The organism is Edwardsiella anguillarum ET080813 (assembly GCF_000264765.2).
GTDB classification, from domain to species: Bacteria; Pseudomonadota; Gammaproteobacteria; order Enterobacterales; family Enterobacteriaceae; genus Edwardsiella; species Edwardsiella anguillarum.
The window spans coordinates 1,779,116-1,794,866 of the sequence record NZ_CP006664.1; the positions used below are offsets into that span (position 1 = coordinate 1,779,116).

Annotated in this window: 14 protein-coding genes and 1 riboswitch; of the genes, 7 read left to right on the forward strand and 7 right to left on the reverse strand. The window is 58.5% G+C overall.

Going from position 1 to position 15,751, the window contains the following annotated elements; all coding sequences use genetic code 11:
• The first annotated feature begins 67 nt into the window (after positions 1–67).
• Complete coding sequence (locus ETEE_RS08005) at positions 68–1,330, forward strand: valine--pyruvate transaminase (protein ID WP_034164475.1); 1,263 nt, start codon at positions 68–70, stop codon at positions 1,328–1,330.
• Between the two features lie 15 nt (positions 1,331–1,345).
• Here ETEE_RS08005 and ETEE_RS08010 read toward each other — a convergent pair whose 3' ends face one another.
• From ETEE_RS08010 to glyQ, 6 genes are all read right to left on the reverse strand, one after another.
• A complete protein-coding gene (locus tag ETEE_RS08010) occupies positions 1,346–1,885 on the reverse strand; it encodes an MltR family transcriptional regulator (protein ID WP_071844099.1) in 540 nt (179 codons plus the stop codon).
• A 66-nt stretch (positions 1,886–1,951) separates the two neighbouring features.
• Complete coding sequence (locus ETEE_RS08015) at positions 1,952–3,109, reverse strand: mannitol-1-phosphate 5-dehydrogenase (RefSeq protein WP_034164477.1); 1,158 nt, start codon at positions 3,107–3,109, stop codon at positions 1,952–1,954.
• Positions 3,110–3,227: 118 nt separating this feature from the next.
• The gene (locus ETEE_RS08020) at positions 3,228–5,198 is read right to left on the reverse strand and encodes a PTS mannitol transporter subunit IICBA (RefSeq protein ID WP_034164589.1); all 1,971 of its coding nucleotides are present in this window, start codon (positions 5,196–5,198) and stop codon (positions 3,228–3,230) included.
• 419 nt (positions 5,199–5,617) lie between these two features.
• Complete coding sequence (locus ETEE_RS08025) at positions 5,618–6,337, reverse strand: DUF3053 domain-containing protein (protein ID WP_034164478.1); 720 nt, start codon at positions 6,335–6,337, stop codon at positions 5,618–5,620.
• 132 nt (positions 6,338–6,469) lie between these two features.
• Positions 6,470–8,539, reverse strand: coding sequence for a glycine--tRNA ligase subunit beta (gene glyS / locus ETEE_RS08030; protein WP_034164479.1), 2,070 nt, complete (start codon positions 8,537–8,539; stop codon positions 6,470–6,472).
• Between the two features lie 9 nt (positions 8,540–8,548).
• Positions 8,549–9,457 (reverse strand): glycine--tRNA ligase subunit alpha, encoded by a 909-nt coding sequence (glyQ, locus tag ETEE_RS08035; RefSeq protein ID WP_012846896.1) that lies wholly within the window; start codon positions 9,455–9,457, stop codon positions 8,549–8,551.
• 213 nt (positions 9,458–9,670) lie between these two features.
• Here glyQ and ETEE_RS08040 point away from each other — a divergent pair, with 213 nt between their 5' ends.
• From ETEE_RS08040 to ETEE_RS08055, 4 genes are all read left to right on the forward strand, one after another.
• Positions 9,671–10,270 (forward strand): DNA-3-methyladenine glycosylase I, encoded by a 600-nt coding sequence (locus tag ETEE_RS08040; protein WP_034164480.1) that lies wholly within the window; start codon positions 9,671–9,673, stop codon positions 10,268–10,270.
• On the forward strand, positions 10,230–10,736 hold the full coding sequence (locus tag ETEE_RS08045; RefSeq protein WP_034164481.1) for an N-acetyltransferase: 507 nt from the start codon (positions 10,230–10,232) through the stop codon (positions 10,734–10,736). The genes ETEE_RS08040 and ETEE_RS08045 overlap by 41 nt, the downstream gene beginning before the upstream one ends.
• A riboswitch (yybP-ykoY riboswitch) is annotated at positions 10,716–10,819 on the forward strand. Its footprint overlaps the gene before it by 21 nt.
• A 91-nt stretch (positions 10,820–10,910) precedes the next feature.
• Positions 10,911–11,456: a TMEM165/GDT1 family protein gene (locus ETEE_RS08050; protein ID WP_225865130.1), complete on the forward strand. Its 546-nt coding sequence runs from the start codon at positions 10,911–10,913 to the stop codon at positions 11,454–11,456.
• A 148-nt stretch (positions 11,457–11,604) separates the two neighbouring features.
• On the forward strand, positions 11,605–12,264 hold the full coding sequence (locus tag ETEE_RS08055) for an OmpA family lipoprotein (RefSeq protein ID WP_012846900.1): 660 nt from the start codon (positions 11,605–11,607) through the stop codon (positions 12,262–12,264).
• Positions 12,265–12,302: 38 nt separating this feature from the next.
• Here the strand turns inward: ETEE_RS08055 and tusA are convergent, their stop codons facing one another.
• Positions 12,303–12,551: a sulfurtransferase TusA gene (gene tusA, locus ETEE_RS08060; protein WP_014524145.1), complete on the reverse strand. Its 249-nt coding sequence runs from the start codon at positions 12,549–12,551 to the stop codon at positions 12,303–12,305.
• A 279-nt stretch (positions 12,552–12,830) separates the two neighbouring features.
• Here tusA and ETEE_RS08065 point away from each other — a divergent pair, with 279 nt between their 5' ends.
• Both ETEE_RS08065 and ETEE_RS08070 read left to right on the forward strand, forming a co-directional pair.
• Positions 12,831–13,490, forward strand: a complete 660-nt coding sequence (locus tag ETEE_RS08065; protein ID WP_034164483.1) for a 7-cyano-7-deazaguanine/7-aminomethyl-7-deazaguanine transporter — start codon at positions 12,831–12,833, stop codon at positions 13,488–13,490.
• Positions 13,491–13,681: 191 nt separating this feature from the next.
• Positions 13,682–15,694 (forward strand): glycoside hydrolase family 3 protein, encoded by a 2,013-nt coding sequence (locus ETEE_RS08070; protein ID WP_225865131.1) that lies wholly within the window; start codon positions 13,682–13,684, stop codon positions 15,692–15,694.
• Positions 15,695–15,751: the final 57 nt, after the last annotated feature.

Here is a 15,751-nt window from a genome sequence, read left to right on the forward strand (position 1 = left end):
ACTTGTCGCCTCGCCGAACTGCAGGTAAGGTGGCTTTTTTTATCCCTAACCGTCCGCGTGGTCCGCTATGACGTTTTCTGCTTTTGGCGAGAGATTTACCCGTTACTCCGCAATCACCCGTCTGATGGACGATCTCAATAATGGCCTGCGCACACCCGGTGCCGTTATGCTGGGCGGCGGTAACCCGGCGCGGATTGCGCAGATGGAGGATTATTTTACCTCCCTATGTCGTGAGCTGCTGGAGGAGGGGACGCTGGGTGAAGCGCTGTGTAACTATGATGGACCACAGGGTAAGGATACGCTGCTGGAGGCGTTGGCCAGGCTGCTATCAGAACAGTATGGCTGGCCGATTGGGGCACAAAATATTGCGCTGACTAACGGCAGTCAGAGCGCGTTTTTCTACCTCTTTAACCTGTTTGCGGGTCGGCGCAGCGATGGCGCTCGGCGGCGGGTCCTGTTTCCGCTGGCGCCGGAGTATATCGGCTATGCCGACGCTGGCCTGGAGGATGATCTGTTTGTGGCGCTCAAACCCAGCATTGCGCTGCTGCCTCAGGGACAGTTCAAGTACCATATCGACTTCGATCGCTTGAAGATTGAGGATGACATTGGACTGATCTGCGTATCGCGGCCAACCAACCCAACCGGGAACGTGCTGACGGATGAAGAGCTTACCCGCCTAGATGCTCTGGCACGGCAGCATAGGGTTCCGCTGCTGATCGATAACGCCTACGGGGTGCCCTTTCCCGGGATCATCTTTACCGAGGCGACGCCGCTGTGGAACCCAAATACGATCCTGTGCATGAGCTTGTCGAAGCTAGGGTTGCCGGGCGTACGCTGCGGGATCGTGGTGGCTGACGAACGAACCATTCAGGCGCTGAGCAATATGAACGGCGTCATCAGTCTCTCTCCGGGCAGCATGGGTCCCGCGCTGGCACTGCGCATGATCGAGCGCGGCGACCTGCTGCGGCTGAGTCGCGAGGTGATCCGCCCTTTCTATCAGCAGCGTGTTGACCAGACGCTGGCGATTATTCGCCGCTATCTGCCGGAGGAGCGCTGCCTGATCCACCGCCCAGAGGGGGCAATTTTTCTTTGGCTATGGTTTAAGGATCTGCCGATTGGTAGCGAAGTACTGTATCAACGACTGAAACTGCGCGGCGTACTGATGGTTCCCGGCGACCACTTTTTTCCGGGGCTGGCGCAGGATTGGCCGCATACACGGCAGTGTATGCGCATGAACTATGTGCCGGATCCGGCGTTGATTGAACGCGGGGTGCAGATCCTGGCAGAAGAGGTCGAGCGTGCCTACTGCGAAGCGGCACTACGCGAGTGATAGGACGCTTTACCGTTAAAAGGCCTTCTTATGCGCAAGGCTGGCCAGCATTTCGGTGAGGCTTAACACCAGTGTTGAACGCACCATTTGCTGATAACGCTGCTGCTGCATATCAACTAAGCGGGAGTCGACCACATCCTCAGGGAGATGCAATGTGGGCGCGAGTGGTAAGTGACGCATGCCGTGCAGCATGCGGAGTGGGCCGAGCACTTCATCGTCGGTAAAGTGGTAAGTCTGGCTATCCAACGTCAGTTGGTTATGCAGCGCCAGCAGCAGCTCGATATCCTCATACTCGATGCGGCTGATGGCACCTAAGGCATAGATCAGCTTTAAACGCATCGGTAGCGCCGCTAATGGACCATCGCTCTCTAGCAGGGGTTCGACGGCATATTTCACCGCATAGTCATCCTTACGGAACGCCTGTAACACCAAACGGTCGATAGCCTCGGCCAGCATCGGTATCGCCGCTTGTAGCAGGCCCTTTACTGTCTGTCTGGCATTGAGCCGTTCCAGAATGCGGTTCTCAAAAGCCTGGGTTTCTTCCATTGTTGCCATAGTGTGGTTTCATGCGCCGGGAGTTGCCCGACGCATGCCTATCATCAGAAGTCTGTATTGAGTAAATTATGCCTTATGTCGCAGGGTTCGATATACCTTTGCTACCGCCGAGGTGACCTGAGGATAATCCTCCAACTGAGCGAATTGGTTTAACGCTGTCTCAACGCCGAGGTGCGCGATCTGTTGCGCCATCTCTTGTGCCTGGGGATCGTGTGCATTGCGGTAACATAAGGCGGCGGCAATCCCGATCAGCAGGTGACGATGTGGTAAGGCGTATTCTAGAGTTCCACGCAACGGCTTGGTTAAACGATCCATCGCCCCCAGCTTACGCAAAGGCTGGCGCCCGACGCGCTCGACGTCGTCCCGCAGATAAGGGTTTTCGAAGCGGGAGAGGATTTTTTCAATATAGGCGTGGTGTTGCTGAGGGTCGAAGCCATAGCGACGGATCAGTACCGCGCCACTCTCCTCCATAGCCGCCTTGACGTTGCTGCGGATCGCGGGGTCAAGGATCGCCTCGCGGATGGTGCGATAACCCGCCAAGCAGCCCAGATAGGCGGTGATGGCGTGGCCGGTATTGAGAGTGAATAGCTTTCGCTCGACATAGGCCATCAGATTGGCTGTTGGCTCCATGCCAGCGATAACCGGTAGCTCGCCCTTGAACTGCGTGCTATCGACGATCCATTCGCTGAAGGTTTCCACTGTGACGTCCAAGGGATCGTCGTTGGCGGCGTCGCTGGGCGGCACGATGCGATCCACGGCGGAGTCGACGAAGCCGATCTGCTGGTTTACCCAGGGGTGTAGCGCCGTTGGTAGAATGGCCATGACGTGCTGTTTCAGTTGGCTGGTGCCGCGTACCATATTCTCACAGGCGATGATATTGAGCGGCTGCGCATTGCCGATGCGATGACGCTCAAGCAACCCTTGCGCTAGGGTGGCGGAGAGCCGGTTCAATACCTGTGGGCCGACGGCGGTGGTGATGATATCGGCGTGGGCGATTTGCGCGATCGCATCGGGGCTGGCGCTGTGGATGGCGCTGACATGCTGTACCCGCTCGACACGTTGTTGCTCGCCGACGACATGGACCTCGTAGCTTTGCTGATGAGCCAACTGATCGATCAATGGCTGATTGACGTCGGCGAAGGTCAGCTCGGCATTGGCATCTGCCAGCAGTTTACCGATAAAGCCACGCCCAATATTACCTGCACCAAAATGAATTGCTTTCATGTTAAACCTCACCTGAATAGGAAGTGATCCGGTGCGTCCTAGGACGAGGTGGCCCTAAAACGAGGTGGTACTAGGACGCACCGTCTATCTCTGTCACCGACGTCCGCATCGCGGCGAATTACGCCGCTCGCTCACTGCGTAGTAGCTGAAGAATTTCACGTACGCTGGTGCTATGGATGAGACGAGTAATGATGCTCTCGTCGTCCAAGGCGTTGGTCAGGCGAGTAATAACCTGGATATGTTCATTATTACGGGCGGCGATACCTATCACCAGATGGGCGATATCAGCAGGATCGTCGCCGAAGCGGACACCCTGTGGGTACTGGCAAATGACGACACCGGTACGCAGGACGCGATCTTTGGCGGCTACGGTACCGTGCGGTACAGCGATGGATTCGCCGAGGTAAGTGGAGGTTAACGCCTCGCGCGCCAACATCGCCTCGATATAGTCGGCCTCGACATAGCCTCTAGCCACCAGTTGGGCGCCGGCGAAGCGGATGGCCTGTTCTTTATCATCGGCATGCTGGCTGAGGAAGATGTCGTGCTCCTGTAGTTCAAATAGCTGTTCGTCACCGAGCTCATAATGATCATCATTAGCGGCGGCAACCGGTTGATTAATCAGCCGACTATCGTTTGCCGCCTGCGGAAGATGAGCGGCGAGCAGACGCGTAGTCAGGTCGTTGTACAGTCCACTGTCGAGGAAGTTGCTCAGAGACAGATGGATAGCGTGTGGAGCGTGACGTAGGGCGCGTTCGGTTAAGTCTCGGTGTGTGATCACCAGATCCACATCGTCGGGCAGGGCGTTAATCGCGAGGTTACGGACCTGGACCTGGCTTAATCCAGCCTCGACGATCTTTTTGCGCAGTACGCCAGCGCCCATCGCGCTCGATCCCATGCCGGCGTCACACGCTACGATGATGTTACGCACCTGACTCAGGTCGTGTGCCAGATCAAGATGTGCACGGGTGGGCTGCGGCGCAGCCTGTTGACCTGACTCGCCTTTTGCCTGTTGTTTCATCCCCTGAATGCGCCGAGTGGCGTTGGCCAGACCGTCGTTATCTTGTTGACCGGCAGGCGCCCGCTTCAGCATCAGGCTGGCGACGACAAAGGTGACGAGGCAGGAGCTGAGTACGGCAAGGCTCACGCCGATCAGCGACGACTTCGGCGTCATTAGCAGGATGGCGAAGATAGAGCCGGGTGAGGCGGGAGAGACCAACCCGGCATGGAACAGCGTCAGGGTGAAGATACCGGTCATGCCGCCGAGGATCACCGCCAGGATTAGACGGGGATTCATCAATACATACGGGAAGTAGATCTCGTGGATTCCCCCGAAGAAATGGATGACGGCGGCGCCGGGAGCTGACTGCTTGGCGCTGCCCTTGCCGAAGAACATATAGGCCAGCAACACGCCCAGGCCTGGCCCTGGGTTCGCCTCGATCAGGAAGAATATGGATTTACCCGTTTCGGTGGCTTGTTGAATGCCGAGTGGGGAGAATATACCGTGGTTAATCGCGTTATTAAGAAATAAAATTTTCGCTGGTTCGACGAAGATCGCCGTTAATGGCAACAAGTTATTCTGAACCAGCAAGTTGACGCCGCTGGCTAACAAAGTAGAGAGCACGGCGACCAATGGCCCGATAGCCAGGAAGGCCAGCATGGCTAGCAGCATGCCCAGAATACCGGCGGAGAAGTTGCTGGCCAGCATTTCGAAGCCGCTTTTGACCCGGCCATTGAGCCAATGATCGACGCGCTTGATAGCCCAACCGCCCAGCGGACCAGCCATCATTGCTCCCATAAACATCGGAATATCGGCGCCGATGATCACCCCTATTGTGGTGATGGCACCGACCACGCCACCGCGTTCGCCGCCGATTAAACGCCCGCCGGTATAGCCGATCAGCAGTGGCAACAGGTAGGTGATCATGGGGCCGACCAACTTGGCCAGCGTTTCATTGGGCAGCCAGCCCGTTGGAATAAAGAGAGCGGTAATCAGACCCCAGGCAATAAAAGCGCCAATGTTGGGCATAACCATATTGCTGAGGAAGCGGCCAAAATTTTGTACCTTGACCTTAATGTCTGGTGATAACATAAAACGTCCCTCGGTGGTGCGCGTAACAGGGCAACGCGTCGTGGTTTGTTGGATGGTTTCGCCAAAAACCATCAGTCGTTTTGTATGCAAAATCGACTCTATCACGACCCGTTGTTCACGCGTACCCCGAGGTTTTTTTGTGATAAAAATCACTATTTGTCCCCGGTGGAGGTGGTGTTTATGGTGATCTTAATCACAAAAAATTCGCTAAAGGCGTAGCATATTCGAGGTGTTTGGTTGTTTTTTGTGAACGAAATCACTAATTTTGTTGTTCGCTTTGTTTTTGAAATGTGATGTTGATCGCAAGATATTTGTGGGTGAGCGTGACATCGGTCGGTGTGTGGCAGGGGAAAGCCGATGAGCGGGGGATGGTCATAAAAAACCCGGCCATAGCCGGGTGATCTACGGAGATGTGGAACTCAGTTCTGCAGCAGCCCGGCATTTTGCTGTTGGGCCGCCATCAGCGCTTGGTATTTTACCGAGAGATCGCGCATCAGCTGGTTGTACTGATCGACCTGAGCCTGGGTCTGCAGCTGTACGCCCTGATTATCGAAGCGCGCCTGCGGTCCCAGATTTTGCAGGAAATCACCGACCTGTACCAGCGTTTGGGCGACGCCCGCCGCCTGCGGGATCATCGGCATAACGGCGTTGCTGGGGCCGGTGACAATCTTGGTGAAGGCTTTGTCGAAGACGGCTTTGACCTCTTCAGGCTGCTTCAGCGTGGCGTAGGCGCCGTCGGCCTGAGCCTTGGCACTCTGGATCTGCTGGCCCAGCATGTTCAGCGCGCCAAGCTCCTGCTGCAGACGATCGCGCTGGGTCAGATACTCCTGCGGAGTACGGATCTGTTGCAGGGTACTGAACAGCGGCGTCATGCTGGCTTCCATGGCGCGGTTAAAGTTCTGAGAAAAGGTGACCAGAATAGCATAGTCGCCGGCATAGTGCCCCAGCTGCTGTTTTTGGGCCTCGCTCAGGGTGGGGATCGTAACGCTGCCGCGCATTACCGTATTCTGCAGATAGTCGATAAAGGCTTTTTGCTGCTCTTTATCGCTATCGCCGCAGCCACTCAGCTGCATGACGAAAAAGAGTGCCATAACGGGCATCAGCAGGCGCTGTGCCCATGTTTTTACTGCGAATGTCATGTGAGTGACTCCTGTAAACCGCGCAAGGGTGATGCGAAATCTGTCAATCTAGTGTACCCCGTAAAATGCGGGATAACAGCCATAAAGTAAAAAACCCGCCTAACGGCGGGTTAGATAGCCTGCTTCGCGAACCTACTGCAGAACGGAGATGTCGGCGACCTGCAGGAAGAGATCGCGCAGCTTGTTCAGCAGCGTCAGGCGGTTGATGCGGACCTGCTCATCGTCGGCCATGACCATGACCTGCTCGAAGAAGTCATCAACCGGCTGACGCAGGGTAGCCAGCTCAACCAACGCTTCCTGATAACGGCCGTCGGCGAACAGCGGCGCCAGCTTCTCCTGCAGCGTGATCAGGTTGGCCGCCAGACGGATTTCCGCCGGCTCTTTCAGCAGGGCGGCCTGCACCTGTTCAGCCAGGACATCGCCTGATTTGGCTAGGATATTGGAGACGCGCTTGTTCGCGGCGGCCAGCGTAGCGGCCTCCGGCAGGGTACGGAAGTGGCTGACGGCGCGTACGCGGGCGTCGAAGTCGGCCGGACGGGTCGGACGGCGCGCCAGCACCGCCTGAATGGTGTCAACGGCATGCCCCTCTTCCTGATACCACGCGCGGAAGCGGCCCAGCATAAACTCCACAACGTCATCGACGACGCTGGCGTTGCTCAGCTTGTCACCGTACAGGCGCACGGCCTCCTGCGTCAGGGTCAGCAGATCCAGCGGCAGCTTTTTCTCTACGACGATACGCAGCACGCCCAGCGCGGCGCGGCGCAGAGCAAACGGATCTTTATCGCCCTTCGGATGCTGACCGATGCCGAAGATCCCCGCCAGGGTATCCATTTTATCGGCAATGGCGACAGCGCAGGCGACCAGGGAGCTGGGCAGCGCATCGCCGGCAAAGCGCGGCATATACTGTTCGTTCAGGGCGACGGCGACCTCTTCGGCCTCGCCGTCGTGGCGGGCATAGTGCATCCCCATGACCCCCTGGGTGTCGGTGAACTCAAACACCATGTTGGTCATCAGGTCACACTTGGACAGCTGGCCTGCGCGGGTTGCCATATTGACATCGGCGCCGATCTGCTGGGCAATCCAGCCGGCCAGCGCGGTGATGCGATCGGTCTTGTCACGCAGGCTGCCCAGCTGCTGCTGGAACAGCACGCTTTCCAGACGTGGCAGGTTGTCCTCAAGGCGCTGCTTACGGTCGGTTTTGAAGAAGAACTCGGCGTCGGCCAGACGCGGGCGTACCACCTTCTCGTTGCCGGCGATGATCTGCTGGGCATCCTTGGAGTCAATATTGGCGACAAAGATGAAGTTTGGCAGCAGCTTGCCCGCCGCATCGTAAACCGGGAAGTATTTCTGGTCACCTTTCATGGTGTATACCAGCGCCTCTGCCGGAACGGCGAGGAATTTCTCTTCGAACTTGGCGGTCAGCACGACCGGCCATTCGACCAGAGAGGTGACCTCTTCCAGCAGGCTGTCGCTCAGATCGGCTACGCCGCCGATGCGGGCCGCCGCGGCTTCGGCATCGCGCTTGATCAGCGCCTTGCGGGCGTTATAGTCAGCGATAACCTTACCGCGCTCCAGCAGGATCTGCGGATACTGATCGGCGTTGTCGAGGGTGAACTCGGCTTCGCCCATAAAGCGGTGGCCGCGGATTACGCGATCGGACGGCACTCCAAGGATCGTCGCCGGAATGCTTTCACTGCCCAGCAGCAGGGTGACGGTATGCACCGGGCGGACAAACTGCGTATCGCTGTCGCCCCAGCGCATCAGCTTGGGGATAGGCAGGCGAGACAGGGCGCTGGCGACCAGCGCAGGCAGCAGATCCTGGGCGCGCTGCCCTTTCTGCAGCGCGCGGTACAGCAGCCACTCGCCTTTGTCGGTGCTCAGGCGTTCAGCCTGATCGACGCTGATGCCACAGCCGCGGGCCCAGCCCTCGGCCGCCTTGGTCGGCTTACCCTCGGCGTCGAACGCCTGGGCGATGGCCGGACCCCGTTTTTCGATCTCGCGATCGGGCTGCGCCGCGTTCAGGGCGGCGACTTTCAGCGCCAGGCGGCGCGGTGCGGCGAACCATTCGATATCGCCGTGCGCCAGACCGGCATTATCCAGCTCTGTGCGGAAGTTGTCGGCAAAGGCCTGCGCCAGGGAGCGAAGAGCTTTCGGCGGCAGCTCTTCCGTGCCGATTTCAACCAGGAAAGTCTGTTGCGTCATGGCTGCCTCTTAATCTTTTTTACACATCGGGAAGCCCAGCGCCTCGCGGGAGGCGTAGTAGGCTTCGGCGACCATTTTGGTCAGGGTGCGGATGCGCAGGATGTAGCGCTGGCGCTCGGTCACAGAGATCGCTTTGCGGGCATCCAGCAGGTTGAAGCTATGGGCAGCCTTCAGAATGCGCTCATAGGCCGGCAGCGGCAGCGGGTGCTCCAGCTCCAGCAGCATGCGGGCTTCTTTCTCGTACTGTTCAAAGCAGGCGAACAGGAAATCGACGTCAGCGTATTCGAAGTTATAGGTGGACTGCTCCACTTCGTTCTGGTGGAACACGTCGCCGTAGGTGGTTTTACCCAGCGGGCCATCGCTCCACACCAGGTCGTAGACGCTATCGACGCCCTGGATATACATGGCCAGACGCTCTAAGCCGTAGGTGATTTCACCGGTAACAGGCTTACACTCCAGGCCGCCCACCTGCTGGAAGTAGGTGAACTGAGTGACTTCCATACCGTTGAGCCAGACTTCCCAGCCCAGGCCCCAGGCACCCAGGGTCGGGTTTTCCCAGTTATCCTCAACAAAGCGGATATCATGCACGGTGGGATCCAGCCCCAGCGCTTTGAGTGAGCCCAGGTACAGTTCCTGAATGTTGTCCGGTGACGGCTTGATCACGACCTGAAACTGGTAGTAATGCTGCAGTCGGTTCGGGTTTTCGCCGTAGCGGCCATCGGTCGGACGGCGGGACGGTTGTACATAGGCGGTAGCCATCGGCTCTGGGCCCAGCGCTCGCAGGCAGGTCATCGGATGGGAGGTGCCGGCGCCGACTTCCATGTCCAGCGGTTGGACGATGGTGCAGCCCTGGCGCGCCCAATAGTCCTGCAGAGTCAGGATCAGCCCCTGAAAGGTCTTGATATCAAACTTTTGCATGTTGGATGTGTTCGCACGCGTTCAAGTGGATTGAAACAGAAAGGATCAGTATACCGCCTGAGCGTAAGATATACAGCAATAGTGCGACAAGGCACGCTTTTTTAGCCCGCAGGCGCCGCTATTGCGGATTTTACGTGCAAAATATCGCATCAGCGCCGGGCGCGGATGCACTGACAGGGTATGATGCGCTGAAGACTGTTATCGGGAGAACGTATGGACGACCACATGCTGCAGCGCTGTGCCTGGGTTTCGGCCGATCCGCTGTATCTCGCCTATCACGATCATGAGTGGGGTAGGCCGCTCTATGACGGGCGGGCGCTGTTCGAACTGCTGTGTCTGGAGGGGCAGCAGGCCGGGCTCTCCTGGCTGACGGTGCTGAAAAAGCGTCAGCGTTACCGGCAGGCTTTCCATGATTTTGATCCCGCCAAGGTGGCGGCGATGACGGCAGAGGATATCGCTGACCTGCTGTTGGACCAGGGGCTGATCCGCAACCGGCGCAAGCTGGAGGCGATCGTCACCAATGCCCGGGCCCTGCTGGCGATGGCGCAGCGCGGCGAGGCGTTTTCGGCCTTTATCTGGTCGTTCGTCGGCGGGGCACCGCTGGCGCCGCCGGAGGGCGGATGGCAGGCGCTGACCCACACGTCGGTTTCTGATGCCCTGGCCCGCGCGCTGAAGCAGCGCGGTTTTACCTTTGTCGGCACCACGATCTGCTACGCCTTCATGCAGGCCTGTGGGATGGTGAATGACCATATGCCAGGCTGCTGTCTGTACCATGATGCATCCCCTGTATCTGCATCCGGCCAGGCCCGCTGATACGTCGGCGCTGCTGGCGTTGTGGCTGAAGCTGACGATCCAGGCTCACCCGTCGATACCGCCCGGCTACTGGCGCGCCAGCCTGCCGTGGGTGCGCGATGCCTATCTGCCGGAGGGGCAGACGTGGCTGGCGACCGACCGTGGACGGATCGGCGGTTTTATCTGCATATTGCCTGGCCATCTGCTCGGTGCGCTGTTCGTGGCGCGGCGCTACCGCGGACGCGGCGTGGCACAGCGTCTGATGCATCACGCTAAACGCCACCATCCCTGGCTGCTGCTGGAGGCGTACTGTGCCAACCGGCGGGCGCAGGCTTTTTACCGCCGACAGGGGTTCCACTGCATCGACAGGCAGATTCAGGCGCAGACAGGCCAGGCGGTGGCCACGCTGCTGTGGCAGCGTGGGGCGGTGCTTGAGAAAAGCGAGCGTCTTGATTACACTGCGCGCTCTTCCGTCATGGGGGAGTAGTCTGTCGGTGCGCCAGCGCCGACGCTGACGTCAACAAACTTGGTGTTATCATCATGGCGTCAGCGCCCGTCACGAGATGGGTTGACGAGACCTGTGGCCGGCCAAGGCGCACTCCGGGGTGAGGGCTTGGTCGCGCCATGTGTCTATGAGACTCACCCCGGTATATGTTCCGCTGTGTCCATTATTCTTACTTCGATGAGCTCCGTCGCCCTGGCTGAAATCGGCGATAAAACTCAGCTTTTGACGCTGCTGCTGGTAGCGCGCTTTGGTAAGCCTTTCCTGATCCTGTTGGCAATTATTCTGGCAACGCTGGTTAACCACTACTTTGCTGCCCTGATAGGGGAGCTGGTCACTCAGTTTCTCAGTCCGCAGATTATGCGCTGGATGGTGGCGGCGGGCTTCTTGGCCATGGCCGTGTGGGTACTGTTTCCCGATAAAGATGACGGTGAGATCCGCGGGGGGCATCCCTTCTGGACGTCGCTGGTGGTGTTCTTTCTGGCCGAGATTGGCGATAAGACCCAGATTGCGACCGTCCTGCTGGGCGCGCACTATCAGCATATTACCTGGGTCGTCCTGGGGTCGACGCTAGGGATGGTGCTGGCCAATGCGCCGATGCTGTGGTTCGGTGCTCGGCTGCAGCCCTACCTGAAGAGCGGCTGGGGAAGGCAACTTTCTTCCCTGCTGTTTGCGATTTTAGGAGTTGTTACCCTTATCCTGTGACGTGATTTTTGCTCCACTCATACTGAACCAATGCCCACCGAGCCGGTCAGACGGGGGCAGCGCGACCGCGGCAGGTGCCGCGCATCACGCATCACGCTATCTTGACGTCCCCGGGAGCGGGGACATTTATCGACATTGAGGTTTATTCATGAAAAAAAGCCGTTTTTGCATCGCAGGCCTGATCAGTGCGGCGCTGATCCTATCCGGATGTACCACCAATCCCTATACCGGTGAGTCTCAGGCTGGGAAGTCCGGCGTCGGCGCCGGCTTGGGTGCCCTGCTGGGCGCCGGCGTGGGCGCACTCTCCTCTTCTAAGAGCGATCGTGGTAAGGGGGCGCTGATCGGCGCGGCGGCGGGTGCGGCGCTGGGCGGCGGCATCGGTTATTACATGGATGTACAAGAGGCGAAGCTGCGCGACAAGATGCGCGGTACCGGGGTGAGCGTCACCCGTCAGGGCGATAACATTGTCCTGAATATGCCGAATAACGTGACCTTTGATTCGAATAGCAGCAATCTGAAGCCGGCCGGTGCCAATACGCTGACCGGGGTGGCGATGGTGCTGAAGGAGTACCAGAAAACAGCGGTTAACGTCGTGGGCTATACCGATAGCACCGGTAGCCGCGATCTGAACATGCGCCTGTCACAGCAGCGCGCCGACAGCGTTGCCAGCGCGCTGATCGTGCAGGGCGTGTCCGCGGGACGCATTCGCACCATTGGTATGGGGCCGGCGAACCCGATTGCAACGAACAGCACTGCCGCGGGGAAAGCACAAAACCGCCGCGTGGAAATCACGCTTAGCCCGCTGTAAGGGGCTCAGCCATGGGGTGCCCGGCCTGGTCGGGCAGCTCAGGCGCCGCCTTTGCGCAGCAGATAGCGGTAGGGCGTCTGCTCGATCTCCTGCGCCAGCAGGGCGTGATCCATAAAACGGCAGAAGCCGGGAATATCGCGGGTGGTGGCCGGATCGTCGGCGATGATCAGCAGGGTTTCACCCGCCGCCATATGGCGTACGGCCTTGCGTACCATCATTACCGGCTCCGGGCAGCGCAGGCCCAGAGCGTCTAGGGTTTTGTCCGGATTGGCGAACAGATCGGTCATGGCAGGTCTCTGAATAGCGCCGTTCAGGGCGGTCGCACGAATAAATAATCTAACGTCGCTAGGGCGTATCCCGTCATTGGCTGTGCGCGTCGCTGACGCGCACCGTTACGGGACGCGCCCTAGTGTACCCGGCGCTGCGCAGGCTGCAAAGGGCGTTAACGATTGCGTGAAAAATAACCGTTGCATCGTGGCGAGAGCCGGGTATGATCGCCGCCGCATCCGTTAAGGATGATCGTTTTCTTGGGTTCCCTCACCCCAATAACCAAAAAGGTGACATCGATGTTTAGTTTTACACCGCAGCAGCGGTTTACGGCCCTGTGTTGGCTGTCTCTCTTCCACGTCTTGATTATCACATCAAGCAACTATCTGGTGCAGCTGCCGATCACCGTGTTCGGTTTCCATACCACCTGGGGCGCCTTTACCTTCCCGTTTATCTTTTTGGCGACGGATCTGACCGTGCGTATCTTTGGCGCACCGCTGGCTCGGCGTATTATTTTGGCGGTGATGGTGCCAGCGCTGCTGATCTCCTACTGTGTCTCCGCCCTATTTTTTCAGGGGCAGTGGCAGGGCTTTGCCGCGCTGGGCAGTGTTAACCTGATGGTCGCGCGCATTGCCTGTGCCAGCTTTATGGCCTATGTGCTGGGGCAGATACTGGATGTGCATGTGTTTAACCGCCTGCGGCAGACGCGGGCCTGGTGGGTCGCACCGACCGCCTCAACGCTGTTTGGCAACATCAGCGATACGCTATCGTTTTTCTTTATTGCCTTTTACCGCAGCAGCGACGCGTTTATGGCAACCCACTGGGTAGAGATTGCGCTGGTGGATTATGCATTCAAATTGTTGATTAGCATGGTTTTCTTCTTGCCGATGTACGGCGTTATGCTGAATATGCTGCTGAAGCGGATAGCGTTTCGCCAGCGGCAGGTCTCGCCGGCGTGATTCACGCGGGATGAGGGAGACGAAACGGGGTGCGCGCAGGCGTGCCCCGTTGTCGTTTCGGGATACCGCCGCCGCTAACGGATAACTCAAATCTATAAAAAATTCATATATATCATTATGATATATAATTTTATTTCGCTTTTTTCTGCGCTATGTTCCTCCACAGGAGAGATCTTTCTGAGGAGAATATTATGTATAGATCTGCACGGATGTATAAATACCTGCTATTGATATGCGCCCTGCTGTCGCCGTTCGCGGCGACGGCGTATTCCGCCGGAGCAGGGCAGCCGCCGGTGGTTTCCCGAGTACATCCGCTGCTGCATGTTCAGGGATACACCTTTCGCGATGCTAACGGCAATGGCCGCCTGGATCCCTATGAGGATTGGCGGCTTTCTGCGGAGCAGCGCAGCGCCGATCTGGTCGCGCGTATGACGCTGCGGGAAAAGGCCGGCATGATGATGATCGATACGTTCCGGGTGGCGCCGCAGGGTGCGATCCCCCAGGAGGAGGCTGCGTTAATCCGTGAGCAGCATATGACGCGCTTCATTTTCCGTAATCCGGTGGTGTCGCAGCCGCAGTCCGGCACCAATCAGCTGACGCCCCGGGAGGTGGCAGAGGCGCTAAATCGGGCCCAGGAGATGGCGGAGCGAACCCCCCACGGCATTCCGGCGCTATTTAAGTCTAACGCCCGCAATCACATTGATCCCCAGGCTCGGGAGGGGATCAATGTGATTAGTGGCGCATTCTCCTCCTGGCCGAAAGAGGCGGGGCTGGCGGCAACCCGAGACATGTCCCTTATCCGTGAGTTTGCCGGGATTATGGCCCAGGAGTGGCGCGCCGTCGGTATTCGCGGCATGTATGGTTACATGATGGATCTGGCGACGGAGCCCCGTTGGTATCGCGTTCATGAAACCTTTACCGAGGATGCCGATCTGATGTCGGACATTGCCCGCCAATTGATCCTGGGGCTGCAGGGCGAACGGCTAGGCCGAGACAGTATCGCGCTGACAGTAAAACATTTTCCCGGCGGGGGGCCGCAGGAGAACGGCGGCGATCCCCACTATGCCTACGGGAAAAATCAGAACTATGCCGGGCAGAATTTTCACTATCATCTGAAGCCCTTTATTACCGCCATTGAGCTCGGCGTATCGGCTATCATGCCCTACTACGGTATTCCCGTCGGCCAGGCGCTGACGCCAAACGACGTCGGTATGGCATTCTCGGCCGGCGTCATCACCGGGCTGCTGCGTGAGCAGCTTGGATTCAAGGGATATGTCAATAGCGATACTGGGATTATCGGCGATCGCGCATGGGGCATTGAACACCTGCCGGAGCAGGAGCAGATTGCCATCGCGGTCAATGCGGGGACGGATGTCCTTTCGGGCTATCACAGCAATGCCATCGTATATGACACGATTCGCGCGGGAAAAATCAGCCAGGAGCGGGTCGATCTGGCGGTCACCCGGCTGCTGAAAGAGCAGTTTACGCTGGGGCTGTTTGAAAACGCCTATGTCGATCCCGAACGGGCCGCGCAGACGCTGGGAAATAAGGCGTTTCAGGCGCGGGCCTCGCTGGCGCAGCGTAAGTCTATCGTCTTGTTGAAAAATGGCGACGATAGGGCGCCGCTATTACCGCTGAAGCCCGCGCAGACGCTATATGTGGTAGGGATGGATAAGGCGATTGTTGAGGGGTATGGGTTTCGGGTGATCAGCGGCGATCGGCGCGGCGGCGCGCTGCCCGCGATCCCGCCTCAGACGACGCGGGCGATCGTTCGTGTGGTGGTCAGCAATCCCTACGTCGAGGCGCGTCGCTTTGGCGGCGCCGCCGAAGATGAGCTGAATGATCTGGGCTTTAGCGCGATGGCACGGGCTAAAACGTGGCAAATTACGCCGTCGCTGGCCGATATCCAGACGATTATGGCGCGGGTTGGGGCGGCCAACACGATTTTATCCATAAACTATCGCCAGCCGTTTGTGCTAGACCGCGCCAGTGGAATGGATCGTGCCGGCGCTATCCTGGCGACATTTGGCGTTTCCGACCATGCGTTGATGGATGTGCTCAGCGGCCGTTTTAATCCACAGGGGCGCCTCCCCTTTGCGCTGCCTAATCGGGCGCAGGCGGTCGTTAACCAACTCTCCGATATGCCGGGCTACCGTGCCCTGGATACCTGGCGTCCCTACGGCTTTGGCCTGCGCTATCAGTAGGCTGCCGTCTACCCTGTGCCCGGCGCGCAGGGTATTTTTTCCCTGATTCCGCCTTTT